Origin of the sequence: Pseudomonas sp. R3-57, from assembly GCF_051132065.1 — a bacterium.
Classification (GTDB): Bacteria; Pseudomonadota; Gammaproteobacteria; order Pseudomonadales; family Pseudomonadaceae; genus Aquipseudomonas.
Genome location: NZ_CP071655.1, coordinates 2,401,173 through 2,427,105, shown reverse-complemented (window position 1 = coordinate 2,427,105; position 25,933 = coordinate 2,401,173). Strand labels below are relative to the sequence as shown.

28 protein-coding genes are annotated in these 25,933 nt (G+C 57.0%); 14 read left to right on the top strand and 14 right to left on the bottom strand.

Annotation, left to right across the window (positions count from 1 at the left end; all coding sequences use genetic code 11):
* Window positions 1-60 precede the first annotated feature (60 nt).
* Together J3P93_RS11120 and J3P93_RS11115 are read right to left on the bottom strand one after the other, a co-directional pair.
* Window positions 61-1,455 (bottom strand): FAD/NAD(P)-binding protein, encoded by a 1,395-nt coding sequence (locus tag J3P93_RS11120; RefSeq protein ID WP_434597360.1) that lies wholly within the window; start codon window positions 1,453-1,455, stop codon window positions 61-63.
* Window positions 1,456-2,019, bottom strand: a complete 564-nt coding sequence (locus J3P93_RS11115) for a helix-turn-helix domain-containing protein (protein WP_434597358.1) — start codon at window positions 2,017-2,019, stop codon at window positions 1,456-1,458.
* 89 nt (window positions 2,020-2,108) lie between these two features.
* On the opposite strand from J3P93_RS11115, the gene J3P93_RS11110 reads away from it, so the two are divergent.
* The 7 genes from J3P93_RS11110 (at window position 2,109) to J3P93_RS11080 (ending at window position 9,343) form a co-directional block, all read left to right on the top strand.
* A complete protein-coding gene (locus J3P93_RS11110) occupies window positions 2,109-3,041 on the top strand; it encodes a DMT family transporter (protein WP_434597356.1) in 933 nt (310 codons plus the stop codon).
* 244 nt (window positions 3,042-3,285) lie between these two features.
* Window positions 3,286-6,204 (top strand): monovalent cation/H+ antiporter subunit A, encoded by a 2,919-nt coding sequence (locus J3P93_RS11105; RefSeq protein ID WP_434597354.1) that lies wholly within the window; start codon window positions 3,286-3,288, stop codon window positions 6,202-6,204.
* On the top strand, window positions 6,204-6,548 hold the full coding sequence (locus J3P93_RS11100; RefSeq protein ID WP_007910763.1) for a Na+/H+ antiporter subunit C: 345 nt from the start codon (window positions 6,204-6,206) through the stop codon (window positions 6,546-6,548). Before J3P93_RS11105 ends, J3P93_RS11100 begins: the two co-directional genes overlap by 1 nt.
* The gene (locus tag J3P93_RS11095) at window positions 6,545-8,224 is read left to right on the top strand and encodes a monovalent cation/H+ antiporter subunit D (RefSeq protein ID WP_434597352.1); all 1,680 of its coding nucleotides are present in this window, start codon (window positions 6,545-6,547) and stop codon (window positions 8,222-8,224) included. The genes J3P93_RS11100 and J3P93_RS11095 overlap by 4 nt, the downstream gene beginning before the upstream one ends.
* On the top strand, window positions 8,221-8,709 hold the full coding sequence (locus J3P93_RS11090) for a Na+/H+ antiporter subunit E (protein ID WP_206416155.1): 489 nt from the start codon (window positions 8,221-8,223) through the stop codon (window positions 8,707-8,709). Before J3P93_RS11095 ends, J3P93_RS11090 begins: the two co-directional genes overlap by 4 nt.
* The gene (locus tag J3P93_RS11085) at window positions 8,706-8,984 is read left to right on the top strand and encodes a K+/H+ antiporter subunit F (RefSeq protein ID WP_090284207.1); all 279 of its coding nucleotides are present in this window, start codon (window positions 8,706-8,708) and stop codon (window positions 8,982-8,984) included. The genes J3P93_RS11090 and J3P93_RS11085 overlap by 4 nt, the downstream gene beginning before the upstream one ends.
* Complete coding sequence (locus J3P93_RS11080; protein WP_090284208.1) at window positions 8,981-9,343, top strand: Na+/H+ antiporter subunit G; 363 nt, start codon at window positions 8,981-8,983, stop codon at window positions 9,341-9,343. Before J3P93_RS11085 ends, J3P93_RS11080 begins: the two co-directional genes overlap by 4 nt.
* Window positions 9,344-9,450: 107 nt before the next feature.
* Here J3P93_RS11080 and J3P93_RS11075 read toward each other — a convergent pair whose 3' ends face one another.
* From J3P93_RS11075 to J3P93_RS11060, 4 genes are all read right to left on the bottom strand, one after another.
* Entirely contained in the window at window positions 9,451-9,891 is a 441-nt protein-coding gene (locus J3P93_RS11075; protein ID WP_434597349.1) for a DUF3995 domain-containing protein, read from the bottom strand.
* A 191-nt stretch (window positions 9,892-10,082) separates the two neighbouring features.
* Window positions 10,083-11,099 (bottom strand): ABC transporter substrate-binding protein, encoded by a 1,017-nt coding sequence (locus J3P93_RS11070; RefSeq protein WP_434597347.1) that lies wholly within the window; start codon window positions 11,097-11,099, stop codon window positions 10,083-10,085.
* 126 nt (window positions 11,100-11,225) lie between these two features.
* A complete protein-coding gene (locus J3P93_RS11065) occupies window positions 11,226-11,423 on the bottom strand; it encodes a hypothetical protein (protein ID WP_434597345.1) in 198 nt (65 codons plus the stop codon).
* Window positions 11,420-11,890, bottom strand: a complete 471-nt coding sequence (locus J3P93_RS11060; RefSeq protein ID WP_038366424.1) for a hypothetical protein — start codon at window positions 11,888-11,890, stop codon at window positions 11,420-11,422. The genes J3P93_RS11065 and J3P93_RS11060 overlap by 4 nt, the downstream gene beginning before the upstream one ends.
* A 397-nt stretch (window positions 11,891-12,287) precedes the next feature.
* Here J3P93_RS11060 and J3P93_RS11055 point away from each other — a divergent pair, with 397 nt between their 5' ends.
* Together J3P93_RS11055 and J3P93_RS11050 are read left to right on the top strand one after the other, a co-directional pair.
* Entirely contained in the window at window positions 12,288-12,560 is a 273-nt protein-coding gene (locus J3P93_RS11055) for a hypothetical protein (protein ID WP_434597343.1), read from the top strand.
* Between the two features lie 50 nt (window positions 12,561-12,610).
* Window positions 12,611-12,850 (top strand): DUF2789 family protein, encoded by a 240-nt coding sequence (locus J3P93_RS11050; protein ID WP_090284218.1) that lies wholly within the window; start codon window positions 12,611-12,613, stop codon window positions 12,848-12,850.
* 6 nt (window positions 12,851-12,856) lie between these two features.
* Here the strand turns inward: J3P93_RS11050 and J3P93_RS11045 are convergent, their stop codons facing one another.
* The 3 genes from J3P93_RS11045 to J3P93_RS11035 form a co-directional block, all read right to left on the bottom strand.
* Entirely contained in the window at window positions 12,857-13,060 is a 204-nt protein-coding gene (locus J3P93_RS11045; protein WP_434597341.1) for a hypothetical protein, read from the bottom strand.
* 112 nt (window positions 13,061-13,172) lie between these two features.
* Window positions 13,173-14,396, bottom strand: a complete 1,224-nt coding sequence (locus J3P93_RS11040; protein WP_434598334.1) for a methyl-accepting chemotaxis protein — start codon at window positions 14,394-14,396, stop codon at window positions 13,173-13,175.
* Window positions 14,397-14,993: 597 nt separating this feature from the next.
* On the bottom strand, window positions 14,994-15,398 hold the full coding sequence (locus J3P93_RS11035) for a TraR/DksA family transcriptional regulator (RefSeq protein ID WP_434597340.1): 405 nt from the start codon (window positions 15,396-15,398) through the stop codon (window positions 14,994-14,996).
* 403 nt (window positions 15,399-15,801) lie between these two features.
* On the opposite strand from J3P93_RS11035, the gene J3P93_RS11030 reads away from it, so the two are divergent.
* From J3P93_RS11030 to J3P93_RS11020, 3 genes are all read left to right on the top strand, one after another.
* A complete protein-coding gene (locus tag J3P93_RS11030) occupies window positions 15,802-16,710 on the top strand; it encodes a MurR/RpiR family transcriptional regulator (protein ID WP_434597338.1) in 909 nt (302 codons plus the stop codon).
* A 62-nt stretch (window positions 16,711-16,772) separates the two neighbouring features.
* Window positions 16,773-17,378, top strand: a complete 606-nt coding sequence (locus J3P93_RS11025; RefSeq protein WP_434597336.1) for a glutathione S-transferase — start codon at window positions 16,773-16,775, stop codon at window positions 17,376-17,378.
* 2 nt (window positions 17,379-17,380) lie between these two features.
* The gene (locus tag J3P93_RS11020; RefSeq protein ID WP_434597333.1) at window positions 17,381-18,484 is read left to right on the top strand and encodes a DNA alkylation repair protein; all 1,104 of its coding nucleotides are present in this window, start codon (window positions 17,381-17,383) and stop codon (window positions 18,482-18,484) included.
* Window positions 18,485-18,636: 152 nt separating this feature from the next.
* Here J3P93_RS11020 and J3P93_RS11015 read toward each other — a convergent pair whose 3' ends face one another.
* On the bottom strand, window positions 18,637-19,896 hold the full coding sequence (locus J3P93_RS11015; RefSeq protein WP_434597331.1) for an IS256 family transposase: 1,260 nt from the start codon (window positions 19,894-19,896) through the stop codon (window positions 18,637-18,639).
* Between the two features lie 353 nt (window positions 19,897-20,249).
* Here J3P93_RS11015 and J3P93_RS11010 point away from each other — a divergent pair, with 353 nt between their 5' ends.
* Together J3P93_RS11010 and J3P93_RS11005 are read left to right on the top strand one after the other, a co-directional pair.
* On the top strand, window positions 20,250-20,660 hold the full coding sequence (locus J3P93_RS11010; protein WP_434597328.1) for a hypothetical protein: 411 nt from the start codon (window positions 20,250-20,252) through the stop codon (window positions 20,658-20,660).
* Complete coding sequence (locus J3P93_RS11005) at window positions 20,660-21,196, top strand: hypothetical protein (RefSeq protein ID WP_434597325.1); 537 nt, start codon at window positions 20,660-20,662, stop codon at window positions 21,194-21,196. Before J3P93_RS11010 ends, J3P93_RS11005 begins: the two co-directional genes overlap by 1 nt.
* A 332-nt stretch (window positions 21,197-21,528) precedes the next feature.
* Here the strand turns inward: J3P93_RS11005 and J3P93_RS11000 are convergent, their stop codons facing one another.
* From J3P93_RS11000 to J3P93_RS10985, 4 genes are all read right to left on the bottom strand, one after another.
* A complete protein-coding gene (locus tag J3P93_RS11000) occupies window positions 21,529-21,738 on the bottom strand; it encodes a KTSC domain-containing protein (protein ID WP_434597322.1) in 210 nt (69 codons plus the stop codon).
* Between the two features lies 1 nt (window position 21,739).
* Complete coding sequence (locus J3P93_RS10995; protein WP_434597320.1) at window positions 21,740-23,572, bottom strand: ATP-binding protein; 1,833 nt, start codon at window positions 23,570-23,572, stop codon at window positions 21,740-21,742.
* On the bottom strand, window positions 23,562-24,812 hold the full coding sequence (locus J3P93_RS10990; protein ID WP_434597318.1) for an SIR2 family protein: 1,251 nt from the start codon (window positions 24,810-24,812) through the stop codon (window positions 23,562-23,564). Before J3P93_RS10990 ends, J3P93_RS10995 begins: the two co-directional genes overlap by 11 nt.
* Before the next feature lie 463 nt (window positions 24,813-25,275).
* The gene (locus J3P93_RS10985) at window positions 25,276-25,932 is read right to left on the bottom strand and encodes a DUF2931 family protein (RefSeq protein ID WP_434597315.1); all 657 of its coding nucleotides are present in this window, start codon (window positions 25,930-25,932) and stop codon (window positions 25,276-25,278) included.
* Window position 25,933 lies beyond the last annotated feature (1 nt).

Sequence of the window (25,933 nt, the reverse complement as noted above, 5' to 3'; positions counted from 1 at the left end):
TCGCCACACCGCTAAACCTGTGGGAGCCAGCCTGCTGGCGATGAGGCCCTGAAGAACAACTCAGCTCACCAGACGCGCAGCCAAGGCCTTGGCCTGTAACGCCACATCCGTCACCGCCGTACTCTCCCACCACATCCCGCGCAATGGCGGCCCCATGGCAAACAAACGCCTGGCAGCATGCCCTTCGGCATCGAGCACCGCGCCGTCCGCCGCCGCGGCAATCCCCAGCGCCAACGGCCCCGGCTGCACCAGACCGCGTGCCAGCAACTGCTGCGGCAATGGCCGAGCCACGCGGCGCCAGTCGTACTCGATGCCGCTGGAATTGATCAGCGCAGCGCCCGTTACCACGCGCGTTTCGGATTCTCCACGACGCCGAATGCGAATCCCGACTCCGTCCTCCGTACTCGGCTCGAGCCCCTTGAACGAGGCCGCATCAATCGTCAGCCGCCCTGCCCCGTGCAGTCTCTCAAGCAACTGCGCACTCAATGGCGGCGAACGGTGATGATGACACTCCCACCATGGCCGCACATGGCGTACGAATTGTCGCCGCTGCTCGTCGGTCGCCTGACTCCATAAACGTGCGATATGCACGCGAACCGTGTCCAGCGGCGCCTGCCAGTCGATACCTTGCGCAATGGCTGTCTGGCATTGCAGCCGCAGTTCGCGCAACAGTTGCCGTGGCGTGCGCAGGCTGTGATCGGCACCGAGGAAATCCACCCAGGCCGGTGGCTGCCGGCGTACATGCGGCAACAAGCCATGCCGGGAAAACACTTTGATCGGCCCGCGATGCCCGGCCTGCTCCAGCGACACCACCGCGTCGACCATGGTCAGGCCGGAGCCGATGATCAACACCGTCGATTGCGGGTCGAGCAGGCGCATGGCGGCGACATCCCAAGGATCGAGCGCGGCAGCGTTGAGGCCGCTGGAGGCTTTTTGTGGGGTTCGCGCGGCGGGAAACATGCCGGTCGCCAGCACTGCATAGGCTGCGTGCAGGGTTTGCCCGTCGCTCAAGCTCAGCTGTACCGAATCCGTAGCGGATAACAGGTCGGTGACTTCGGCGCAGATGTGTTGGACGCTCGAGCCGTGTTGCGCGCCGATTGCGCGGGCTTCAGCCAAACGCTGCTGGACATAGACACCAAACAAGCCGCGCGGCGGGAACAGTTCGCTGACCGGCACGCTCTGCTCTGCAGACTCCGGCCAGCCGCCGCCAGCGATGTACCCGGTGAGCCATTGAGTCAGGTCGTCAGGATTATCCGGGTCGACGCTCATGCGCGCGGCGTTACCGTTCAGCGTATGGCCCAGCTCCACTGCGCTGTAAGCCTCGCCCCGGCCGAGTTCGGCGAGCGGTTCGATAATCACAATCTTGCGCTGCCCGGGCAGACGCAATAACTGGACCGCGAGCATCGTGCCGCTGAGGCCGCCGCCGATGATAAGGACGTCTGCGCTCAGGCTCATTCAAATCACCACATTACGGATGAATCGCGCCGCCACGTCGCCATCATTGCGATAAGAATGCGGCTGATGGCTGGCAAACATGTAGAACTCTCCGGCATTGATGTGCTGCGGCTGATCACCCAGCATCAGGGTCAGGCATCCTTCAAAGACAAAAATCTGCTCGCTCCAGCCCTCGGCATCGACCTGCGACGGATAGACCTCACCGGGTTGCAGACACCATTCCCACTGCTCGACTTCGCGCGTAGCGATGGCTTTCGACAGCAATACTGCTTTGCTGCCGGGAATGCTGCCGGTCCATGCCACCTCGTTGATGCGGCTGGGATCGCGGGCATCCGGGGCCTGGATCAGATCGCTGAATGCGACGTCAAGCGCTTCGGCGACGCGATCGAGCGTGGTCAGACTGACATTCTTCTCGCCCGCCTCGATCGCCACCAGCATGCGCCGACTGACCCCGGATTTCTCCGCCAGTGCTGTCTGGCTCAGGTCAGCCGCATGCCGCAAACGGCGGACATTCTGGCTGACGTGTTGGAGGACGGAGGCGCGTTGCGTGGAATCTTTGTGCACTATATTGCTCACTCGGTGGGGTTGGGCAGTATACTGCGCAACGTTGCGCCGCATTGTGCGGCCTCCTTTTTATAGTGCGCAAGGCCATCATGCCATCGAACGGTTCTCCTACACCTGTGCGTCTGTCCCGCTTCAGCAAAGCCGAGTGCGTGCTGGTACTGATTACGATGATTTGGGGCGGAACGTTCCTGCTGGTTCAGCATGCGATGACGGTCAGCGGCCCGATGTTTTTTGTCGGGCTGCGTTTTGCGGCTGCGGCATTAATCGTTGCGCTGTTCTCCTGGCGTCAGCTGCGTGAGTTGACCGTATTCGAACTCAAGGCCGGCGCGTTCATCGGCGTGGCGATCATGCTCGGTTACGGCTTGCAGACGGTGGGCCTGCAAACCATTCCGAGCAGCCAGTCGGCGTTTATCACGGCTCTGTATGTACCGTTTGTGCCGTTGCTGCAATGGCTGATTTTGGGACGGCGGCCCGGATTGATGCCCAGCATCGGCATCATGCTGGCGTTTACCGGCTTAATGCTGTTGTCCGGCCCGTCCGGCGCTGCGCTGAACTTCAGCCCCGGCGAAATCGCGACGCTCATCAGCGCCATCGCCATTGCTGCGGAGATCATTCTGATCAGCACTTACGCCGGCCAGGTCGATGTGCGCCGGGTGACAGTGGTGCAACTGGCGACCACGTCGGTGCTGTCGTTCCTGCTGGTCGTGCCGACCGGTGAGCTGATTCCGGACTTTTCCTGGACATTGCTGGTCACCGCGCTGGGGCTGGGCGCTGCAAGTGCGGCGATTCAAGTGGCGATGAACTGGGCGCAGAAAAGTGTTTCGCCGACTCGGGCAACGTTGATCTACGCCGGTGAGCCGGTGTGGGCCGGGATTGTCGGGCGGATCGCTGGCGAGCGGTTGCCGGCGATTGCCATGGTGGGTGCGGGGTTGATTGTTGCGGCGGTGATTGTCAGTGAGTTGAAGACCAAGCGGAAGGTTGTCGAAGCAGAAACGGAATTGGAGCGGGAAATACAGGGCTGATCCGAAATATCCAGTGCCTTTCCGATGGCTATCGCGAGCAGGCTCACTCCTACAGGGGGAATGTATTTCGATGTGGAAGCGCGCCTGCTCGCGATAGGGCCTAAATAGGCAACATTGCTTCACCTGAAACAAGGCTAAACACTAAATTCCGGACTACTTTGTAGGATTCTGAGACATCCTGGCGTTTGGTGATCGGGGAGCTGGCACGTATGATGCTTCACAAACCTCCGCAGATTAGAAGCCTATGTCCCTGATAGTTCTACTGCTTCTGCCTTTCATAGGCAGCTGTCTGGCAGCCGTGCTGCCACACAATGCGCGTAACGCCGAATCCCTGCTGGCAGGTCTGGTCGCTCTGATCGGCACCGTCCAGGTCGCAATGCTGTACCCGCAAATCGCCCATGGCGGGGTGATCCGCGAAGAATTCATGTGGCTGCCCAGCCTCGGACTGAATTTCATTCTGCGCATGGACGGCTTCGCCTGGCTGTTCTCGATGCTGGTGCTGGGCATCGGCACTCTCGTTTCCTTATATGCCCGTTACTACATGTCGCCGGATGACCCGGTGCCACGTTTCTTCGCGTTTTTTCTGGCGTTCATGGGCGCCATGCTCGGTCTGGTGATTTCCGGCAACCTGATTCAGATGGTGTTTTTCTGGGAGCTGACCAGCCTGTTCTCGTTCCTGCTGATCGGCTACTGGCATCACCGTGCCGACGCCCGGCGCGGTGCCTACATGGCGTTGATGGTTACGGGGGCCGGCGGATTGTGCCTGCTGGCGGGGGTCATGATCCTCGGCCATGTGGTCGGCAGCTATGACCTCGACAAGGTCCTGGCCGCCGGCGACATGATTCGCGCACATGCCCTCTACCCCATCCTCTTGCCTCTTATTCTGATTGGCGCCCTCAGCAAAAGTGCGCAGTTCCCCTTTCACTTCTGGCTGCCCCACGCAATGGCAGCGCCCACCCCGGTTTCGGCCTATCTGCACTCGGCGACCATGGTCAAGGCCGGGGTTTTCCTGCTTGCACGTTTGTGGCCGTCGCTGGCGGGGAGCGAAGAATGGTTCTACATCGTCAGCGGGGCCGGCGCCTGTACGCTGTTGCTCGGCGCGTATTGCGCGATGTTCCAGAACGATCTCAAGGGTCTGCTGGCCTATTCGACGATCAGCCATCTCGGCCTGATCACCCTGCTGCTGGGCCTGAACAGCCCGCTGGCAGCCGTGGCGGCGGTATTCCACATTCTCAACCACGCCACCTTCAAGGCCTCGCTGTTCATGGCCGCCGGCATTATCGATCATGAAAGTGGCACCCGCGATATCCGTAAACTCAGCGGCCTGTTCAAGCTGATCCCCTTCACCGCAACACTGGCCATGGTCGCCAGCGCCTCAATGGCCGGCGTGCCGTTGCTCAACGGTTTCCTCTCGAAGGAAATGTTCTTCGCCGAAACCGTGTTCATCAATGCCACGGCCTGGGTCGAAATCAGTCTGCCGATCGTCGCCACCATCGCTGGCATGTTCAGCGTCGCCTATTCGCTGCGGTTCACGGTCGATGTGTTCTTCGGACCGACTGCCACCGACCTGCCGCACACTCCGCATGAACCGCCGCGCTGGATGCGCGCACCTGTGGAATTGCTGGTGTTCACTTGCCTGCTGGTGGGGATTTTCCCTGCGCAGATCGTCGGTCCGCTGCTCGCCGCTGCGGCGTTGCCCGTGGTCGGCGGCGAGCTGCCTGAATATAGCCTGGCGATCTGGCATGGCCTGAACGCGCCGATGATCATGAGCCTGATCGCCATGTCCGGCGGCATCGTCCTCTACTGGCTGCTGCGCCAGCAATTCCGACTGGGCCGCTTCAAATATCCGCCGCTGGTGGGTCGCTTCAATGGCAAGCGCCTGTTCGAGCGCAGTCTGGTGGTGATGATGCGTCTGGCCCGGCGCGTTGAACGCCGCCTCGGCACCAAGCGCCTGCAGATGCAGTTGTTTCTGGTGGTATTGGCGGCAGTGCTTGCCGGCCTGATCCCGATGTTGAACAGCAGCCTGAGCTGGGGCGACCGGCCGAAGATTCCTGGTTCGATCGTCTTCGTCACCCTGTGGCTGCTGGCGATCGCCTGCGCCCTCGGTGCCGCCTGGCAGGCCAAATATCACCGTCTCGCGGCACTGACCATGGTCAGCGTCTGCGGCTTGATGACCTGCGTGACCTTCGTCTGGTTCTCCGCGCCGGATCTGGCGCTCACGCAGCTCGCCGTCGAAGTGGTCACCACGGTGCTGATCCTGCTCGGTCTGCGCTGGCTGCCACGGCGCATCGAAGAAGTCTCGCCACTGCCGAGCAGCCTGCGCAAGGCGCGGATTCGTCGCCTGCGCGACCTGCTGCTGTCGATTGCCGTCGGCGGCGGCATGGCGTTGCTCTCCTACGCCATGCTGACCCGGCAGACACCCAACGACATTTCCTCCTTCTATCTCAGTCGCGCACTGCCCGAAGGCGGCGGCAGCAATGTGGTCAACGTGATGCTGGTGGATTTCCGCGGCTTCGATACCCTCGGCGAAATCACCGTGCTGGTCGCGGTGGCATTGACCGTGTTCGCCCTGCTGCGCCGTTTCCGCCCACCGAAAGAAAGCCTGCAACTGCCAGCGCAGCAACGCCTGCTGGCGCCCGACGTGGTCACCGATCTGGTCAACCCGCGCTCGGCCAGCGACACCGCGCTCGGCTTCATGATGGTGCCGGCGGTGCTGGTGCGTCTGCTGCTGCCGATTGCGCTGGTGGTGTCGTTCTACCTGTTCATGCGCGGGCACAACCAGCCGGGCGGCGGTTTTGTCGCCGGTCTGGTGATGTCGGTGGCGTTTATCCTGCAATACATGGTGGCGGGGACGCAGTGGGTCGAAGCGCAAATGAGCCTGCGACCGCTGCGCTGGATGGGCACCGGGTTGCTGTTTGCTACCGCCACTGGTCTCGGGGCGATGCTGGTCGGTTATCCGTTCCTGACCACGCATACCTGGCACTTCGAACTGCCGGTGCTGGGTGATATCCACATCGCCAGCGCGCTGTTCTTCGACGTCGGCGTGTATGGCGTGGTGGTCGGTTCGACGTTGTTGATCCTGACCGCCCTCGCCCACCAATCGGTGCGGGGCCACAAGACCGCGTCGCTACCCAGGTCCGTCGCCAGTAAAGGAGCCGTCTGATGGAAGAAGTCATCGCAATCGCCATCGGCGTTCTCGCCGCGTCCGGGGTCTGGCTGATATTACGGCCACGGACTTTCCAGGTGGTCATGGGCCTGTGCCTGCTGTCGTATGGGGTCAACCTGTTCATTTTCAGTATGGGCAGCCTGTTCATCGGCAAGGAGCCGGTGATCAAGGACGGCGTCACCCAGGACTTGCTGCACTACACCGATCCGCTGCCGCAAGCGCTGGTCCTCACGGCGATTGTCATCAGCTTTGCCATGACCGCGCTGTTCCTCGTCGTGCTGCTCGCCTCGCGCGGCCTGACCGGCACCGACCACGTAGACGGCCGGGAGCCTAAGGAATGATGGCGATGACGCACCTGATCGCCGCACCGATTCTGCTGCCGCTGCTTACCGCCGCGCTCATGTTGATGCTCGGCGAACGGCACCGGCCGCTGAAGGCGAAAATCAACCTGTTCTCCAGCCTGCTCGGCCTGTTCATTTCGGTGATGCTGCTGCAATGGACCCAGACCACCGGGGTGCCTGGCTCGATCGGCGTGTACCTGCCGGGCAACTGGCAGGCGCCGTTCGGTATTGTGCTGGTGATCGATCGACTGTCGGCGCTGATGCTGGTGCTGACCGGGATCATCGGCGTCAGCGCCCTGCTGTTCGCCATGGCACGCTGGGATGGCGCAGGGTCAAGCTTCCACGCACTGTTTCAGATTCAACTGATGGGGCTGTACGGCGCGTTCCTGACCGCGGACCTGTTCAACCTGTTCGTGTTCTTTGAGGTGCTGCTCGCCGCGTCCTACGGTTTGCTGTTGCATGGTTCGGGCCGGGCGCGGGTGTCGTCGGGGTTGCATTACATCTCGATCAACCTGCTCGCCTCATCGCTGTTTCTGATTGGCGCGGCGCTGATCTACGGCGTTACCGGCACCCTGAACATGGCGGATCTGGCGTTGAAGATTCCGCTGGTGTCGGAAGCCGACCGTGGCTTGCTGCACGCTGGCGCCGGGATTCTTGCGGTTGCGTTCCTGGCCAAGGCTGGCATGTGGCCGCTGAATTTCTGGCTGGTGCCGGCGTATTCCTCGGCCAGTGCGCCGGTAGCGGCGATGTTCGCGATCATGACCAAAGTCGGCGTCTACACCTTGTTGCGCCTGTGGACGCTACTGTTCTCCGGGCAAGCCGGGGCTTCGGCATTTTTTGGTGGCGACTGGCTGATCTATGGCGGCATGGCGACGATGGGCATCGCAGCGCTGGCGATTCTCGCGGCGCAACGACTCGAGCGCATGGCCAGCCTGAGCATTCTGGTGTCGGCCGGGATTCTGCTGTCGGCGGTGGGTTTCGCTCAGCCGAACCTGATTGGCGGCGCGCTGTTCTATCTGGTCAGCTCGACCCTGGCACTGAGTGCGCTGTTTCTCCTGGCGGAGCTGATCGAGCGTTCGCGCTCGGCCAACGAAATCCCGCTGGAAGACGAAAGCGAATTGCTGCCACGACCGCAGGAATCCCTGCAACCGCCCAAAGGCATCAACCTCGACGATGAGCAAAAAGCCGTGGTCGGTCAGGTGATTCCATGGACCATGGCCTTTCTCGGCCTGAGCTTTATCGCCTGCGCACTGCTGATCATCGGCATGCCGCCACTGTCGGGGTTCATTGGCAAACTCAGCCTGATCGGTGCGCTGCTCAATCCGCCGGGATTGGGCAACGGCGGGCCAATCTCGAATGCCGCGTGGGCGCTGCTGGCCTTGCTGATTCTGACCGGGCTGGCGTCATTGATGGCGTTTTCGCGCCTGGGTATTCAGCGGTTCTGGACGCCCGAAGAGCGCCCTTCGCCGCTGTTGCGCAAACTGGAATGCGCACCGATCTTCCTGCTGCTGGGGCTGAGCATCGTGCTGACGTTCAAGGCTGAGCCGCTGTTGCGCTATACCCAGGCCACCGCCGAGGCGCTGCACGATCCTCAGCAATACGTCATGGCGGTGCTCGGCACCCGCGCCGTGCCCAGCCCGGAAGGCAAAGCCGCGCTGCTGGAGGTGCAACCATGAAACGACTGTTTCCGGCACCGTGGTTGTCTCTGGCACTTTGGGTTTTGTGGCTGACGCTGAACCTGTCGGTCAGCCCGGGTAACTTGCTGCTCGGCGCGGCACTGGGTTTTGCGGCCCCCCTGATGATGCGCAAACTGCGCCCCAAACGCGCACGCATTCGCCGCCCTGGCAGCATCGTGCGCCTGTTCTTTCTGGTCGGCCGCGACGTGGTGATGTCCAACCTGATTGTCGCCTGGGGCGTGCTCAACGCCGGCCGGCGCGCGCCGCACTCTTGCTTCGTCAAAGTGCCGCTTGATCTGCGCGACGCTCACGGCCTGGCGACGCTGGCGATGATCTGCACGGTGGTACCCGGCACGGTGTGGTCGGAGCTGGCACTGGATCGCAGCGTTTTGCTGCTGCACGTCTGGGATCTGCATGATGAGGCGCAATTCATCGAGCATTTCAAAAGCACCTACGAGCGACCGTTGATGGAGATTTTCGAATGAGCCCATTGCTGTCGAATGCGATTCTGCTGACGCTATTCCTGTTCTCGCTGGCCATGGTGCTGACGCTGATTCGCCTGTTCAAAGGCCCCTCCGCGCAGGATCGCGTCCTGGCGCTGGATTACCTGTACATCGTCGCGATGCTGATGATGCTCACCTTGGGTATTCGTTATGCCAGTGACACTTACTTCGAAGCCGCGTTGTTGATCGCGCTGTTCGGCTTCGTCGGCTCGTTTGCCTTGGCGAAATTCCTGCTGCGTGGCGAGGTGATCGAATGACCGACGAACTGTCTCTATGGGTTGAGATTCCAGTGGCGATTCTGCTGGTGCTCAGCGGCGTGTTCGCACTGATTGGCGCCTTGGGCCTATTGCGCATGAAGGACTATTTCCAGCGCATGCACCCGCCGGCACTGGCGTCGACGCTGGGCGCCTGGTGTGTGGCGCTGGCCTCGATCATTTGTTTTTCGGCGCTGAAATCCACGGCGGTAGTGCACGCCTGGCTGATCCCGATCCTGCTGGCGATAACCGTACCGGTGACGACACTTTTGCTGGCGCGGGCGGCACTGTTTCGCAAGCGCATGGCCGGGGATGATGTTCCGGCTGAGGTCAGTAGCCGCAAAAGTGAAAGCGGTAGCTGAAGTTTTTATTGCCTGCATGAAGCTATCGCGAGCAGGCTCACTCCTACATGGGAACGCATTTCAAATGTAGGAGTGAGCCTGCTCGCGATAGCGATCTTTCATTCACCTCAAACCCAAGCCACCGCCAACAACCCCGCCCCCAACACCGCGCACAACGGCGAATACACCCAGGTATCCAGCCGGGCAAAGCGCGAATCCTTCACTTCCTTGAAAAACCCGACCAGATTCGAATCGCCAATCGCCCGGGCAAACAACAACAAGGCAATCGCACTGATTACCCATTGCAATGCCTTGTGCTGCACCGCTGGCATGCCCCAGCCGACACGCATGCAGACCAGCACGGCAATCAGCAACAGAGCGGCTGCCACCAGCAAGGTGATCCAGCCCGACGGTTTGAACGCTGGCCGCAGCGTCTCGACAAAACCGGCCACCGGCACCTGCGGCACCACCACGGCCGCCGCCCATTGCCCACCCAGCGCCCAATACACATGCATCAGGCTGATCAACGCAAAAACGGTCACCAGCCATTGAGCCAACACAAAGGTCATGGTTGAAATCCTTGGAAAGGGATTTGAACAAACCATCGTAGTCGGATTTTTTTCGTATGCACGACCGGTCGGCGGTATGCGGGGGCATGAGCCGGGTTTCAAAAACATCGCCAGCAGGCTGGCTCCCACAGTTGGTATGCGATCCCCTGTGGGAGCCAGCCTGCTGGCGATGAACTCAATCGCCGAGACGACTATTTCAGATCAGCCGAAACCTTCTCTGCCACATCTTTCGGCAACCATGCCTGCCACACATCAGGATGTGCCTTCATGAACGCAACCGCCGCCTCCCGTGGCGCGGTGTGCTTCTCGCTCATCTCCGCCAGCGCTTTGTTCAGCGGCTCGATGGGAAAATCCACCTTGCTGAAGAATTCAGCGATCTGCGGATATTGCTTCTGGAACGGCGTAGACACGCCGATCGACAGCTTCGAGGCCAGCGAGCGGGTTGGTTTTGGATTGGGGTTGTCGGCGTCAGTCAGGGTCTTCCAGGCTTCGGCGTCGAACGGGGGTTCTTCCAGCTGCACCAGCTTGTACTTGCCGAGCAGCGGGGTTGGCGACCAGTAATAAAACAGTACGGGCTTGCCGCGACGGATCGACGAGCTGATCTCGGCATCCAGCGCGGCCCCTGAACCACTGCGGAAATTGGTGTAATCGTCCTGCAGGCCGTAAGCCGTCAACTTCTGCTTGTTGACCACTTCCGAGGTCCAGCCGATCGGGCTGTTAAGGAAGCGCCCCTTGCTGGGGTTTTCCGGGTCCTTGAACACGTCCTTGTACTTTTTCAGGTCGCTGACACTGCGCAAATCCGCAGCCATCGGCTTGATGCCCTTGGCCGGGTCGCCCTTGATCACGTATTCCGGCACCCACCAGCCTTCGGTGGCGCCTTTGACCGTATCGCCCAGACTGACCACTTTGCCCTCGGCCTCGGCCTTGACCCACACCGGACTGCGCCCGGCCCACTCCTCGCCGATGACTTGAATGTCATTGTTGGCGAGTGCGGTTTCCAGCGTAATGGTGGTCCCCGGCAACGTGTCGGTCGGTAATCCATAGCCCTTCTCGACGATGACCCGCAGGACATCGGTGATCAGGCTGCCACTTTCCCAGTTCAGGTCGGCGAAATGGATCGGCGCTTGCGCCGCCGAGACCGATTGCGCTGACACCAGCAAACCGAAGGTGGCCACGCTGGCGGCCAGTAACCGTCGAAATCCGTTCATGCATTACACCTCGTGCTGTTCACAGCCATGGCCGTTGGCCTGAGAGAAGACCGCAAGCCGCTGAATACTCAGTCAACTCACTGTAGCCGAGGTTCCTGCTTTTTCCGGGCGTGCGCCGCGACGAGGTCAGGTTTCAGACTTTTCCTGCAAGCTTTGCAGCTCGCGTCTGACCATGGCGGCGTATTCCGCGGGGCGCAAGGCATAGAGCTGCGCCGCCAGCCAGTTGAGCCATGCGCCTTGCAGATCGGTTTTTGCAGCGAACAAACGTCGGGCCTCTTCGCGTGCGGCTTCGAGGTGTTGCAAATGGAAATCCGCGCGGCTCACTCGCTGGCCTTGAAGGTCACGAGTTCACCCTTGCGCCACTTGGCCGCTTTGGCCGTGACGGCTTTGAGCGTCTTGGTCAGGCCTTCCTGCAACTGTTGATGAGCGGCGAACACGGTCACCACGCTGTGACCTTCCTTGAACAGGATCGCATGGCCGTCAGCGGTCTCGACGAAGGCGTAATCGCCCAGGCCATACACCGTCAGTTTGATTTCACGGAAGCGGATATCCATCTTGCCGCCTTCACGGCTGGGCAAGACCGATGCACTGAAATGATCGCCGACCTTGAGCTTGAGGCCGGGTTTGTCGTCAACGACCAAAGCACTTTCGGTGTCGATCTCGGCAACGTAAATGCCTTCGGCGTTTTGCTCGGTGATGTAAACAAAACGCGATTGGAAAAGTTTGACCAGCTTTGCGCGCAAATCACCCAACACGAACAAAGCATGCATATCGAGATTACTGACTGCCAAGGAAACATCCCCACATCTGAAAAATCGCACACGGAAAACGCGCACGGCAAAAAACGTCCAGGCCGATGAAGCTGCCAAAACTCAACTGAAATCCGATTCGAGCAGAGCGCTCGTTCAACGCGAGGTTGGTAAGACTACTGGATTGTCACCCGCGAGACCCGTCCCAAAGTCGCCACAGGTCGAAGGAAAAATCCTTACTGATGGCGCAAGCAGACTGACTACAAACCTTAAGGAAAATTCTCACGAAAAAAAGCACTTTTCCGACATATCGCTGGCGAAAAATTGCTTTAGATAAGCCCTGTCGTCAACAGGCACTGGCGATTCTAGAGCAGCGATGCTCATTCCGACTACCCGAAACGGCCGCTAATTCCCGGCCGACTGATGAAAAGGACTTCATATGTGCACTCTGACTCATTTCGCCGTATCGGCTGAGGCCCGAATCAGCGCACCGCTGATCATGCAGGTCAATCACCTGAACGATCTGCCGACAACTTCTAACAACCACCCGCAACTGCGCTATCAGGTCGTCCCCGCCGGAAACGCGTTCTTTCATATAAAAGAAACATCAACCGGCCTTGTCAGAGGTTTCCGCGGCGATCACAACGAAGCTTGCGCCCTCGCCCGCGCCCTTGAAACACAAATCGAACTCCGCGCCAGCTGCCGCCTCTGATAAGGGGAGTAAACGAACACGCCGCACCGGCACCGAACCAGGAGTAGACGATGGAACTGCCAACCGAGCTTAACCTGACCACCCTTTTTGAACAGCTGGGCTTGCCGTCGGACGAGGCGTCAATCAACGATTTCGTCGAAGCACACCCGCTGGACCCGGACACCAAGCTTATTGATGCTGATTTCTGGACGCCGCAACAAGCGCAATTACTCAAGGAATGGCTACGTGCAGACGGTGAAGAAGCGCCGATTGTCGATGAGCTGAACGTGCGCCTGCATCGCGGTAAATAAATGCAATCAGTGCAGAAGGTCGCCCGGCTCGAAGTTGAGTTGATCGAGCCAGGCAGCCTTGCACGCCTCAGCCTCGTCGCGGCTGGCAAACGCCGTCCCACGCCGCTCGCCGTTGAGCAACACCACCCAGCACACACTGCGCCCCATCGCGCGCAAACCGGCCGGCACGCCACTGCCGACCATCACCGCCACATCGATTCTGCATTGCATGCAGCCCTCCCGAAATCATTAGCAACCTAACAAGTTTGCAGATTAAGGGTTTCGGTCGAGCGGAAACAGCAACGCCCGTGCACAGATTCATTGCGTCAGCCGTAACAATCGCTCAGCGCGGACGCTCAGGCTTATACCCCAGACGCAGCCCGCCCCAATGCCGGCCCTTGACCATGATCGGCACCGAGAGGTCGTGCATCAGCTCACCTGTGTCGCGCGTATACGTTTGCAATAGCACCGGTTGTTGATGACTGCCGCAACGAATCCCGGTGCGGTCGGCGAATTTGCGTTTGGTGCGGTTAGTGATGGCGTCGACCTGCGCATCGCCCGTCAGTGGCTGACTGAACTGCTGATTGTGCGTCGGCACATAACCCTGCGGCGTGCAGGCGATGGCGAACACCAGCCCTTCGTGACGTGGCAACAATGGCTCCTGAATCGCCGGCAGCACCTGATCGGTGTAACGGTCGAAACGGCTGTGAAATTTTGCCGGTTGGGTATTCGGGATTGGCTGGTACTGGCGGTCGAACAGATCTTCCAAGCTGATCTTGCCCTGCTCGACATCCGCCTCGAAACGCGCGGCAATCTGGCTCGCGCCTTCACGGGCGAGATCGTAGACGCGCTGGTGATAGTCATCCAGCCCGACTTCGGCCAGACGCTCGCTGATGGTTTCCGCCTGCCCTTCCATCTGTACCGCTGCTTCAGCCAGGCGCCGAGTCTGTTGATCGCTGATCGCCAGGTCGCTGCGCATCTGCTCGATCGCTATGAACAAGCTGTCGAGTTGCTCGCGATTGGTCTGTGCACCGTGGGCGATTTCGCCGACTTGGCTTTCCACCCCGGCCGCCAATCGGGCAATGTTTTCCAGATGCTCGCCAGTGTGCTCGACCTGCTCGACGCCGGTTTGCAGATCGCTGGAGAGCTGGCGAATCTGCTCAACCACCTGAGCCGTACGCTGCTGAATATCGGCGACCATTTCGCCAACTTCGCCGGTCGCCGACGCCGTGCGCGCCGCCAGACCACGCACTTCATCCGCCACCACGGCAAACCCGCGACCATGCTCACCGGCCCGCGCCGCCTCAATCGCCGCGTTCAACGCGAGCAGATTGGTCTGGCTGGCAATCGACTGGATCACCAGCGTGACGCGCTGAATGTCATCGCTGCGCAGGCTCAGGGCTTCGATCAGTTCCCGGCTGGCGTTGGCGCGCTCACTGAGTTGATGCATGCGCGCAATCGAATCCACCAGCTCCGTGCGCCCCGCCGCGCTGCTGTGGTGCGCCTGACTGGCGGCTTCCAGCGCTGCGCGGCTGAGTTGCGACGTGGCCTGTTCGGTGGCAATCATCACCTCGGCATTGCTGACGATCTGCGCCGCCGCGTCGAGTTGCGATTCGAGCTTGCTCGCCAGCTCTTTGACCGAAAACGCCACGCCGGCCGCTGACAGCGCGTTATGGCTGGTGGTGTAGGAAAGATCGCGAGTGAGTTCGGAAATCGCGCTGCGGTTGTCGCTTGGCAGCAAATCGGCAACAGCACGGCTGCGCAGGCGCGGCAGCCAGACAATCAGCACTGCCAGCGGCAAGCCGATGTACAGCGACCATTCGGCCAGAGTCGTGCCAGCCAATAACAGCATCAGGGCGATGCTTTGCAGGGTCGGTGCGATCCAGCGGTTTTTTGCTAATTGCACTGGTGCAGGCAGCGCCGCAACCAGAGATCCGTCTCTCGTCATATCATCACCCCACGCCTGTTCTCATTGTTGTGACTGCATTAAACGCCACTACAACGCCATTATCCATGGTCCGTTAGTCGTGAGGTCTGTGGCAGGTCAATGCAAACGCGGAGCAAATGTTGCAGGCGATAAAAAGCTTCGCGGGCAAGCCCGGCGCCCACCGGTTCGATTCGAACCTGATGGGGCGGACTTGCCCGCGATCACAGCGCCGGAAAATCAGGCCTGACGCTGGTGCTTGTCGATCTGCTCGTGACGTTCCTGAGCTTCGATGCAGTACTTGGTGGTCGGACTGATCAGCAGGCGTTTCAGGCCGATAGGCTCGCCGCTGTCGTCGCACCAGCCGAAGCTGTCGTCCTTGATACGCTCAAGGGCTTGTTCCAGTTGTGGCAGCATGCGCTGGTCGCGATCGATCGCGTTGACCAGCCAGGTGCGCTCTTCTTCAACCGAAGCCGCATCCGCCGGGTCAGCCGGGGTGTCCAGGCTTTCGATGGCGATACGGTTTTGCTCAATGCGCTCGTGGGTTTCGACTTTCATGTTCTGCAACAGCTCAGTGAAGAAAGCGTGTTGCTCTGCATTCATGTAGTCATCTGCCGGCATCGCCAGCAACTTGTCCTTTGTCATTGATATCTCTATAAAAAAACGTGCATTAAGGCGAATTAGGGAGCGTTTCGGCGAGCCGTGTCCGGTCGTCGAAAAGGCATCGTTTATTGCAAACGCCACCCGGCACTCAATTTACGAAGGGGCGGCAGTCTAAGGCCCGATCGAGGCCTCAGCAACTGTAAATACTGGGAATTTGTCCGACAACGCCCGGAAACTGCTCTGACACAGGCTTCATACGGCCATCGGAGTGCGTTTATAGCAAGAAATTCAGTCGAGCGGCTGTATATAGAAGACAAACGGCTAACTACGCCGCGCCTGCTCGATGAATTTTCTGCGCGCAGTGCATCGTTTCAGCACAGCAGAGCGCGCCAAGCCCCACTACTATCAGGCGCAACCTGTGCTCAAACAGCCTGAAGGACGACGTATGCCCCGCCCCGATCTGCCGGCCACCGCCGAGGTAGCCCTCGCCAGCCCCCCGATCAACGCCGAGCTTTTGCTGCACCTGATCACCGAGCAATACGACAGCCTGCCGCGCCAGCTCAGACGCATTGCCAGCTACATCAGCCAGCAAAGCGAACGGATCATGGTCGACCGCATCAGCGACATCGCCCGCGAATGCGAAGTGCAACCCTCCGCCATCGTGCGCTTCTCGCAACGCTTCGGTTTCAGCGGCTTCAGCGAAATGCAGGCGTTGTTCCGCAGCGCCTACACACACAAAGCCTCGCCCGCGCAAAACTACCAGCAACGCATCCGTAGCCTGATCGCCAGCCCCTCACGCAATGCCAGCGACGGCGACCTCGCCCGCGAATGCATCGATGCGACGCGCTCGGGCATCAAACGCCTGGGCCGCGAACTCGACGACGCGGCGTTCGCCACAGCCGTCGACCTCATCGTTAACGCGGACAATATTTATGTCGTCGGTGTACGCCGCTCCTTCGCCGTCGCCGACTACCTCGTCTACAACCTGCAACACACGCAGAAACGCATCCATCTGGTGTCCGGACTTGGCGGCAGCTATCGCGAGCAGATGCGCAGCGTGCGCGCGGATGATCTGGTCATCGCCATCAGCTTCGTCCCCTACGCCAAGGAAACCCAGCACTGCCTGCGCTTCGCCCGCGAGCAACAGGCCAACACCCTGATCCTCACCGACAGCCACCTCTCGCCGCTGGTCAAACAGGCCAACAGCGTGCTGCTGGTCAACGAAGGCAGCGCCCTGGCCTTTCGCTCGCTGAGTGCGACGCTGTGTTTGTGTCAGGCGCTGTTTGTCGCGGTGGCGTATCGGTTGGGGCTGAACGTTGAAGAGATTCATGAACAAGCCGGATTCGATGACTGACAATTGCCGCCACCTCGGCTAGGTTATGCCTACCCCACCGGTTCGACTTGAAGGAACGCGTCATGAAACTGATCGGCATGCTCGACTCCCCTTACGTGCGCCGCGTGGCGATCTCCGCCAAATGCCTGGGCATCGACCTGGAACACGAGTCGGTCTCGGTGTTCCGCCACTTCGACCAATTCCAGCAAATCAACTCGGTGGTCAAAGCCCCGACGCTGATCCTCGACGACGGCGTCGTGCTGATGGACTCAACGCTGATCCTCGACTACCTCGAAGCCCGCTCCGGCAAAACCCTGCTGCCGAGCGAACTGAGCCAGCGCGCCCACGCCCTGCGCCTGATCGGCCTAAGCCTCGCCGCCTGCGAAAAAGCCGTGCAGCTGTATTACGAACGCAACCTGCGCCCCGCCGACATTCAATACCAGCCGTGGGTCGAACGCGTCGAAAGCCAACTCGCCGCCGCCTTCACCGCCCTCGAACAGGAACTGGAAAAACACCCCTTGCCCACCGACGGCGCTCTCACCCAAACCGGGATCAGCCTCGCCGTGGCCTGGAGTTTCACCGACCTTGTCGTCCCCGATCAAATCGACGCCAGCCGCTACCCGCACATCGCCCAATACACCGCGTACGCCGAAACCTTTGAAGCGTTCGTCAGCACGCCGATGACCTGAGCATGAGTGCGCCCGACACCGCCGCTCCGGCGCTAAAGGAAATCTTCAACACCGAACGCCTGCAACACATCGCCAGCGAGATGAGCGCCGTGTACCCGGCATTCAACGCCAAGGCGTTTCTTGAACATGCCCAGCACGGCCTCGCAGAATTATCGGTGATGCAACGCATGGCGCGTGTCAGCGAAAGCCTGCATGCCGTGCTGCCGCTGGATTACGAAAACTCCCTCGAAACGCTGTTCGAACTCGCCCCGCGATTGAACAGCGGCTTCGTCAGCATGTGCCTGCCGCACTATGTCGCGAGCTATGGCGGGCACGCGTTCGATACATCGATGAACGCGCTGAAATACTTCACCACTTTCGGCTCCTCCGAATTCGCCATCCGCCACTTCCTGCGCAGCGACCTCGAACGCACCCTGGAACACATGCACGACTGGGCCCACGACGAAAACCACCACATCCGCCGCCTCGCCAGCGAAGGCAGCCGCCCTCGCCTGCCGTGGTCGTTTCGACTGGAACCCATCCAAGCAAATCCGCAATTGACCGCCGGGATACTCGAGCGGTTGAAGGCAGATGAGAATTTGTACGTGCGCAAATCCGTGGCGAATCATTTGAATGATGTGACGAAGGTGCATCCGCAGTGGGTATTGGACACGATTGAAGGTTGGTCGCTGGAGAACAAGCACACGGGATGGATTGCGAAGCATGCGTTGCGCAGTTTGATCAAGCAGGGAGATACGCGCGCCCTGACGGTGATTGGTGCGGGGGCGAAGGCTGAGGTGGAATTGCTGAATGTGCGGGTTGAGCCGGCGGTGGTGCGGTTGGGGGATGCGATTACGTTGTCGTTTTCAGTGAGATCCACTGTGCCGGTTGGGCAGCGGTTGGTGATTGATTATGCGATTGACTATGTGAAGGCGAATGGCGGGTTTTCGCGGAAAGTTTTTAAGTTGAAGATGGTGGAATTGGCAGGGTTTGGGAGTGAGGTGGTTAGGCGGAGGCAGGTGATTAGGGACTTTACGACGCGGAAGCATTTTGTGGGACGGCATGGGGTTTGGGTGATGGTTAATGGGGAGGTTTTGGGGAGTGGGGCTTTTGATTTGGTTGGTTGAGGGTGGCGTGGATGGGTCAATAAAATTGGCAGTTATTGATGGATGCTTAATCACGACGAGGCTGTTTCGGCCAATAGCTTCGAGTCACGGAGAGAGTGTCAGAGTTTTTGTGTGCGGGCCGGTAATGGCCTGCCGTTAGGCAAGCCTTCATTTCACCAGTTCGGCCTGATGAATCGGTCTCCGTATAAAACCGCAAACTGATTCATGGCGCTTTTCCAGTCATGGGCGGCGCTGCCCCAGTTGGCGGTGATGTTTTGCAGTGCCAGCCAGATCAGTTTCGTCGCGGCTTCGTCGGTTGGAAAGTGACCTCTTGTCTTGATGATTTTGCGCAGCTGCGAGTTGATGCTCTCGATGGCATTGGTGGTGTAGATCACCTTTCGTATGGCTGGCGGGAACACAAAGAACGGGATAACTCGATCCCAAGCGCGTCGCCAAGCTGCAACCACCGTTGGATATTGCTTGCCCCAGGGGCCTGACTCGAAGGCATCCAGAGCCTGCTCGGCGACGTCTGCGTTGAGTGCTTGATAAATCGGTTTCAGGGCTTTGGCCAGTTCGCGACGCTTGTCCCATGACGCGTAATCAAGGCTGTTGCGGATCAGGTGAACGATGCATGTCTGCAACGCTGCCTGAGGAAACACTGCGGCCAAAGCTTCAGGCATGCCTTTGAGCCCGTCTGTTACTGCAATCAGAACATCTTCGACACCTCGGGTTTTGAGGTCGTTGAAGACTTTCATCCAGAACTTGGCGCCCTCTGTGTTCTCAATCCAGATGCCCAGAATGTCGCGGGTGCCGTCCGGAAGTACGCCCAGCGCCAAGTGAATCGCTTTGTTGCGAACCACGCCTTCGTCACGGATCTTGACCCATAGAGCATCGAAGAAAATGACCGGATACATAGGCTCAAGCGGGCGTTGTTGCCAAGTACTGACTTCCTCTAGAACCGCATCGGTAACGGAGCTGATGAAGTCATGGGAAACGTCTGTGCCGTACTGTTCCGAGAGGAAAGCACGAATCTCACGAACGCACATGCCACGGGCATACATGGCGATGATTTTGTCGTCGAAGCCTGTAAAACGCCGCTCGTGCTTGGGGATCAAAATCGGAGAAAAACTGCCGTCACGGTCTCTGGGAATATCCAGACCCAACGGGCCGTCATCGGTCAGCACGGTCTTGCCGCTCTTGCCGTTACGCTGATTACTCGAATCCTCGGGACGCTCCGCGCCCTGAGGATAACCAAGGTGGTGCCCCAGCTCGGCGCCAAGGGCTCGCTCGATCAGCGCCTTCTTGAACGCCATCGCGGCGTCCTGAATAGCGACGGCGCTCATCGGGCCGCTGACGAACTGGTCGATCAGCTCTTCGGGAACGGAAGGAAGGTCACGCTGGGCCTCTCGGGCCGGTTTCTTTTTGGTTGGCATACATGCACCTCTGCGACATGTTATGCCCGAACACAAAATTTATGACACTCCCGTCACGGAAGGCAGCTTTCGGCCAGAAGCGGACCTCGGCAAGCGACCGCTGTAGGCCAGAAGCGGCTACCCCCTAAGGTCCGTTTTTTGACCTGCCAATACACTCGATAGTCGCACTAAGTTTTCACGTTATTTTGTAGACCTATGAGCAGCAGTCTAAATGGAGGAAAGAGGTAGGAAACTTAATGAGGTTACGCTATCTTCTGGCAGGCTGAACACAGCCCACTCGTGTAGGGGATGGTTTAGGCAAAAGTAGTGGAAAAACATAAAAATGGACGGTTCGCAAAGGGCGGAAGTTTCAGATGTACTTAATAATTACGTACGGCTTTCCTGTAATTCTAATCCTGTTTGAATTAGGAATTCGTGCAGTGATAAATATTGACACGTCAGACTTTATTGGTCCGACTTTGGCTTCTGCTGCACTATGTTTTCTAGCTCCATTAACCAAGCCAAAAGAAATTTCCGGACTTCAACTTGAGGGCGTGGTTGGCCATATTACAATCAAGAAGATTGACAGCAATTTTATTGGATTCACTTGGCTGATGATAATGGTCGCTTTTGGGGCTTGGGGAACTTGCTGCGTGATCGCTAATAAAAATCCCGCAGAACACTCATACATGGTCTACAATTACGGAGTCGGCCTACCTTTAATTATAGGTGTCCTAGCGTATCTAGCGAGCCTGATTATGACCGCAGTCAAGGAGCGCTTATAATGTTGCAGCTACTATTCGCATTATTAGCAGGCACTACAGCTGCAATTACTGGTTATTTCTCTTCATTATTTTTTGCGAAAAGAGCGAAGAGCCGGTATCGAGTTATCGAGTTTGCTCTCGAAAATGGAAAAAAACAACGGATAAAAGTTGACTCTCTTAATCCCGAGGTAATTAAGGACGCTGTTGAGTCAGAGTTGCAGCTTGAGAACTTCATTCGATCATCGCTAAAAGAACTGGTTCAAAGCAATGGCAAAATTAAAGTGCGCGAGGACGAATTGGCGGATTTTGTCATTACTCAAGGAGATCAGGTCGTAATAGTCGAGGCCAAAGCAAGCGCAAAAAATATGACAGATGATTTCTTGCCTAAACTAGAAAAGAAGTTTCAAAACCCCTACACCATTTTACTTGTTGAAAAAATAACAAGCGACGACCCTAAGTACGACATTAAAAACCTTAAAATTATTCGTCGCGTTCGAAATAATAACTTTAAACTAGAGTTTCTTCGTGAGATCGTAAGTGCTCTTAGCATGAAGTAGATTTACAAAAAACATCGCTCAGTCTCCGGCGGACGCACGAAAACTGAACGAAGAAAAGAGGAGATAAATAAAAAAGAATAAGAAAGGGGGCAAATTTATTTCTCGAAAAATAAATCTGTCCCCTTTTCTGCAGTAATTTTCTGGAATGGTTACGCTCGTGAGCGACATTGAAAGCCAACTTAACTTCATCCCTGCTGAGAGAATAGTCTAGAAATTACTACTTACGCCTCTGCAGTCCAACGACAAAGGCTTTTTTCGCACATTCACGGCCAATCATAGAAAACAGGTCTCCGGTTGACGGCAGTCCTTTAATTTTTGTTTGAGTTAACTCATTAGACTCTCGAAAATGGCACCGCATTCTTTATGTACATATGGAAGAATTGACCTTTTGAAGGAGCTAATTTGAATTGCTCATAAAGATGCTCGCTCACATTGTAATACTGATAAACAGCCCCTCCCAAAAATTCAATTTCCAACGTTTCACTCTCAAGGTCATAGCCTGCTGACAAAATATTCGACGAAGATACGGCATCGCGATCCATTTCAGCTCTCCTCATTGTCGTCTTCGACAGGTGTACGTGTGATTCCAAGTTGTCGGATAACCGCATTAGTCTGTTGGCTTCGCCAGGAAGCAACCACACGGTCGTATCCTTCCGCTGATCGCCGCCGCGACCACGCTAGAGTTACCTTAGGATCGTTACTCCTAGGTAAATGCTCTTGACGAGGCAAAGCAATGCGGCAGCGAACTGGGAGGCGGGCAGCTTCGCCGGTTATTATAGCTTCACCAGTTCTCAACACTGGTAACAAGTCCATCAATCCGGCTAGATTGTCCGGTAAAGTCCCCTTCACGCGTCCGCGATCTACGGGATTGGAAAGCCTTAGCGCGATAATTGTGCCGCACTGCGACAGCACTGTTTCATCAACTTCTGCCGGTCGTTGAGAAACCACCATGGCACCTACCCCGTATTTACGTCCTTCCTTCGCGATACGCTTCACTACTTCAGAGGCCACTGTCCCCGCATCCGGCCCGAGGTAGCGATGAGCCTCCTCCATAACGACGAGGAGTGGCCGTTCTACTCCACCTTCTGACTTTTCTCGACTCCAAAACAGCGCCTCATAAACGATACGAAGAATGGAGCCAATAAGCCGCGTGAGCACTGTACTGGGAACGCCAGACAAATCTAATATCGTGATTTGTTTATCATGGCCAAGCCATCCTTTAAGAAGTTCGTCCAGATCGTTTTTCACCTCTCCCGATAGTTCTGGCTCCCAGTCTCCGGGATGAAGCAAAAAATCATAACGTCGATCTAGCATTCGGGATCTGAGTAGATTCAATGGTCTGCGGATACCCTTGGCTGCGGAATTAGTGAAGGGGCCTCTAGTGCCCATAGCATGAGGTTGGTATTTTGGTGCAATCAGCGCGTCTGCGTCGCCTTCTTCTTCAAGCGCAGGCTCATCACGATTTGCTCCGAGAAAGGTGGTTGTTTCAAAGTTGATCAGTTCATACCATAGCTGCTTCAAACTGAATGGAACAGGGCTATCTACGGTAAGTATTTTTGAATCGATACCTGCTTTTGGATACGAAATAATTCCTTTTTCTTTCAATTCTGCAATTTTATCTGTGAAGGCAATTTCGTGGGTATCGGATAGGCCTCCCGTCACAAAATCTAAAAGCTCGCCTGCCTCCAAAGCCCAGTAAGGAACAAACAATGGCTCCTGCCCAGGACTAGGAGTAGTGCTAAATACCCTCGCCACATCCTCAAGCGCCTGCGTGTACTCCCCATGTATATCGATCATGAGAATACGAGCGCCTGGGGACCCCTCTTTTTCATCTTTCCGAATGATGGACCGTAGGAGACTTGCAACAGTTGTAGATTTTCCCGCTCCCGTTGAACCTAGTATTGCGGAGTGCCGTGTCACAAGCGCATCCAGCGATAGACGCACCTCAATATTTTCAGCACTTGCAAGGTGACCTATAACCACTTGGTCTTCGCCTATTGAACCATATATTCTTCTTAGATCGGATTCGGTAACCAAGTGTACAGAATCGTTTATATTCGGATGCTGACTTAGACCTCTTTCAAATTGGCCGCCAACTGTTTCACCAGCAAGTTGAACAGTCATCCATCTACCCGAGTCGATACTTGAAATTTCTGACTGAATTGGTGCAGCGGTAGCACCAACTTCGGAAACGATACCGAATAAGTCCTGATAGCCTTGAGGAATTCTAACAAAACTCCCAACCTGGCCAACTCGATATGTATGGCCTTTGATAACGGCGAAGCCCGAATCTAGTGACTCCGCTAGCTTTACAGTTAGCGTGGCTCCTGAAACAGCACTAACAACTCCTAAATAGGTAGGGTCATTACCGCTCATTTTGCTTTTCCTCTACATCAGATCCATTTCCACTGATACTCTCAGCCTGACTGGGTTCGTCTCTTTGCAAAGACTTTGTTATCAAATCATTGGCTTGTGCTAGAGCGCAGAATCGAGCGAAAGCAGCAAAGTCTCCCAATAGGAATGAGGCTGGTTCTTTAGGCCACCGCGGTGCCCAGAAGCTTTCACGAATATTTCCCCAGTTTTTGGGAAGCTCTCCCGGACGCCACTTTCCAGGAACACCACCTATTACAGCGCCATCAGCCGCGTAAACACTCAAGTTTGGCCTGTCGCTTGCTAGCTTAACGACAGGCTCTTCCTTATCTAAAGTCTGATATTGAAAGGCCAATACAGCCGAGTTAGCATTCATCGCCAGACTTTCATCAAGTACTGCACAAATATGCGCATCTCTAAAAGAAAATCCAATTCCCAGCAATAAAGAATCTGGTGTGAGCAAGAAACTTTTAAGCCTTTCAAAAAGGGCTGAGTAGGGCTGTTTTTGAGTCAGGTCATACTTCAAGTGATCAGGATAGACCAACTCGGTGGCCTCGCGCCCATGCCCGCGTACAATTGCTCCGTCTTCCAAAGCCCAGCCAAGGGAACCATGCATCTTCCAGAGTTTTGCCCATCGAGCAGGTAAGTCATCTCCGGCAACCGAAACGGGGTCGAAGAAAGGCTTGCTGCCTCCCGAAAAGCCGTCAAAATAAGGGCTTCTGACCCGTTCAAATGCTTCTTCGAAAAGAAAATCATAGTTCGTGGTAAATATCTCTACAGAATTAGATCGCACAGTCCCCGTAATCCATGCGATCAAATCGGAATAGGCATTACGTTGCTTAGGCAAAGAAACGCCAACAATTTTTCCAATATTTTTACATATTGTTTTCCCGAGATTTTGGTATCCGACTGAGTCTAGGTCCTGAACTAGCGTCTCTCCCAGCGCCTGTTCTAATAAACGAATACGCGAAAGAATTGACTCGATGTTGGCGGTCGCACCCAAGCTCTTTCTTATAGCGTCAACCGCCCCAGCCTGAGTTTCTGTCAGCCCAGAAGTTGCTTGTTGCGTAAGTGCTTCGACGCCAGGAATTAGCGACTTACCATCGGGATCTATTTCATTTCTCTCGTTAACGCGAATTGCAAGCGGCGCTCCTGCGCCTACAAGAATTCCAATACGCTTTCTTCCCTGTGACAATACTTGACGCAAGTCGGACATAAACCTGTCTGGATTGTGGAACGTTTCCATTTTCGCCCCCTGAAGTGTCGCCGATGAATTCCCATAATAGGTCCCCCTCGACAGCAACCTCCGAATTTTGATGATAAAACTCACTTCTACAGTCATCTTGAGTGTGCTATGGCACTGAAGAACATCGAAGGTGTTTTTTGAGTATTTGTGCAGTAAAGCTGATGAAATGTAACCTTGCCATGTTTTTCGATTAGGGACTCTCGCTAGCGCGTGAGCGTGCCTAGAAGTCCATCAGACCTAAGGTCTAGGGGATCCTATTTAACAGCTAAGAAATATCTTCGGGTGATCCTATGGATCTTAAGCGAAAGGAGTCATGTACTGCTTATCGCCGCTAGCGGTCGGTTGCGAACGTCCGCTTCTGGCCGTAAGCAGCCAGTCAACAAACGGAGAAGCCACGGGCGTCGAAAGTGATGGCTCAAGGTACAGGCAATGCAAGCGCAGCAAGCCTGCGGATTGCTGACGCCTACCAACTCCCGTACGGAATGCCAAATTTCTCGATATACCGCTTGGACTTTTCGCTGACGGGATACGCGTATCGCCCATGGGTTTTACCCTGACTCGGCCCCATTGGCTCGATTTCTGCCCGAGCTTTGGCCACTTTGATTGGATGGTGGCAGGAATCTCTAACCCAAACTTGCACCACACCGCCAGGAGCAAGACCTAGATAAACTGAAGCCATGTAGCGTGCGGTTCTGTCGGGCCTCTCCGCGCAACGTTGGCTTGTGGACGCCACCATTATTCGCCTGGCTTCTTCCGGAATATCCACCCACGCCTGCCAGGTTTTTTGTTCGACGATCGATTGCCAGCGAACATAGATAAGCAACGGCAGATCGGCACCTATTACCTGTCTTCCACTGCCACCCACGCCCGTCCAACCACGCGCAGACTCTGTTCCATCTTCAGGCTCTCCACCGGCCGCGGTGCCGGCTCCGGTTCTGAAAAAGACTCTACCTTTGATGTCGAGTACGGAGCTGTCTTCCACCCAGACTTTCATGTAATCAGGCTCTGTAAAGGCCAACTCCCACCACTCGGATTTGGGATCGTTTTTGGCCGAAAGCGGATTAGTGGACTGGCAACCGCAGACAAAAAGCGCGCACAAAGCAATAACAAGCTTCTTCATC

Coding starts and splice junctions, on each gene's coding strand:
- J3P93_RS11105 (WP_434597354.1), top strand. CDS start 3,286: ATGTCCCTGATAGTTCTACTGCTTCTGCCTTTCATAGGCAGCTGTCTG.
- J3P93_RS11055 (WP_434597343.1), top strand. CDS start 12,288: ATGTGCACTCTGACTCATTTCGCCGTATCGGCTGAGGCCCGAATCAGC.
- J3P93_RS11100 (WP_007910763.1), top strand. CDS start 6,204: ATGGAAGAAGTCATCGCAATCGCCATCGGCGTTCTCGCCGCGTCCGGG.
- J3P93_RS10990 (WP_434597318.1), bottom strand. CDS start 24,812: ATGGAAACGTTCCACAATCCAGACAGGTTTATGTCCGACTTGCGTCAA.
- J3P93_RS11010 (WP_434597328.1), top strand. CDS start 20,250: ATGTACTTAATAATTACGTACGGCTTTCCTGTAATTCTAATCCTGTTT.
- J3P93_RS11045 (WP_434597341.1), bottom strand. CDS start 13,060: ATGCAATGCAGAATCGATGTGGCGGTGATGGTCGGCAGTGGCGTGCCG.
- J3P93_RS11030 (WP_434597338.1), top strand. CDS start 15,802: ATGCCCCGCCCCGATCTGCCGGCCACCGCCGAGGTAGCCCTCGCCAGC.
- J3P93_RS11075 (WP_434597349.1), bottom strand. CDS start 9,891: ATGACCTTTGTGTTGGCTCAATGGCTGGTGACCGTTTTTGCGTTGATC.
- J3P93_RS11040 (WP_434598334.1), bottom strand. CDS start 14,396: ATGATTGCCACCGAACAGGCCACGTCGCAACTCAGCCGCGCAGCGCTG.
- J3P93_RS11110 (WP_434597356.1), top strand. CDS start 2,109: ATGCCATCGAACGGTTCTCCTACACCTGTGCGTCTGTCCCGCTTCAGC.
- J3P93_RS11020 (WP_434597333.1), top strand. CDS start 17,381: ATGAGTGCGCCCGACACCGCCGCTCCGGCGCTAAAGGAAATCTTCAAC.
- J3P93_RS11050 (WP_090284218.1), top strand. CDS start 12,611: ATGGAACTGCCAACCGAGCTTAACCTGACCACCCTTTTTGAACAGCTG.
- J3P93_RS11005 (WP_434597325.1), top strand. CDS start 20,660: ATGTTGCAGCTACTATTCGCATTATTAGCAGGCACTACAGCTGCAATT.
- J3P93_RS11085 (WP_090284207.1), top strand. CDS start 8,706: ATGAGCCCATTGCTGTCGAATGCGATTCTGCTGACGCTATTCCTGTTC.
- J3P93_RS11035 (WP_434597340.1), bottom strand. CDS start 15,398: ATGACAAAGGACAAGTTGCTGGCGATGCCGGCAGATGACTACATGAAT.
- J3P93_RS10995 (WP_434597320.1), bottom strand. CDS start 23,572: ATGAGCGGTAATGACCCTACCTATTTAGGAGTTGTTAGTGCTGTTTCA.
- J3P93_RS10985 (WP_434597315.1), bottom strand. CDS start 25,932: ATGAAGAAGCTTGTTATTGCTTTGTGCGCGCTTTTTGTCTGCGGTTGC.
- J3P93_RS11000 (WP_434597322.1), bottom strand. CDS start 21,738: ATGGATCGCGATGCCGTATCTTCGTCGAATATTTTGTCAGCAGGCTAT.
- J3P93_RS11090 (WP_206416155.1), top strand. CDS start 8,221: ATGAAACGACTGTTTCCGGCACCGTGGTTGTCTCTGGCACTTTGGGTT.
- J3P93_RS11025 (WP_434597336.1), top strand. CDS start 16,773: ATGAAACTGATCGGCATGCTCGACTCCCCTTACGTGCGCCGCGTGGCG.
- J3P93_RS11015 (WP_434597331.1), bottom strand. CDS start 19,896: ATGCCAACCAAAAAGAAACCGGCCCGAGAGGCCCAGCGTGACCTTCCT.
- J3P93_RS11070 (WP_434597347.1), bottom strand. CDS start 11,099: ATGAACGGATTTCGACGGTTACTGGCCGCCAGCGTGGCCACCTTCGGT.
- J3P93_RS11080 (WP_090284208.1), top strand. CDS start 8,981: ATGACCGACGAACTGTCTCTATGGGTTGAGATTCCAGTGGCGATTCTG.
- J3P93_RS11120 (WP_434597360.1), bottom strand. CDS start 1,455: ATGAGCCTGAGCGCAGACGTCCTTATCATCGGCGGCGGCCTCAGCGGC.
- J3P93_RS11095 (WP_434597352.1), top strand. CDS start 6,545: ATGATGGCGATGACGCACCTGATCGCCGCACCGATTCTGCTGCCGCTG.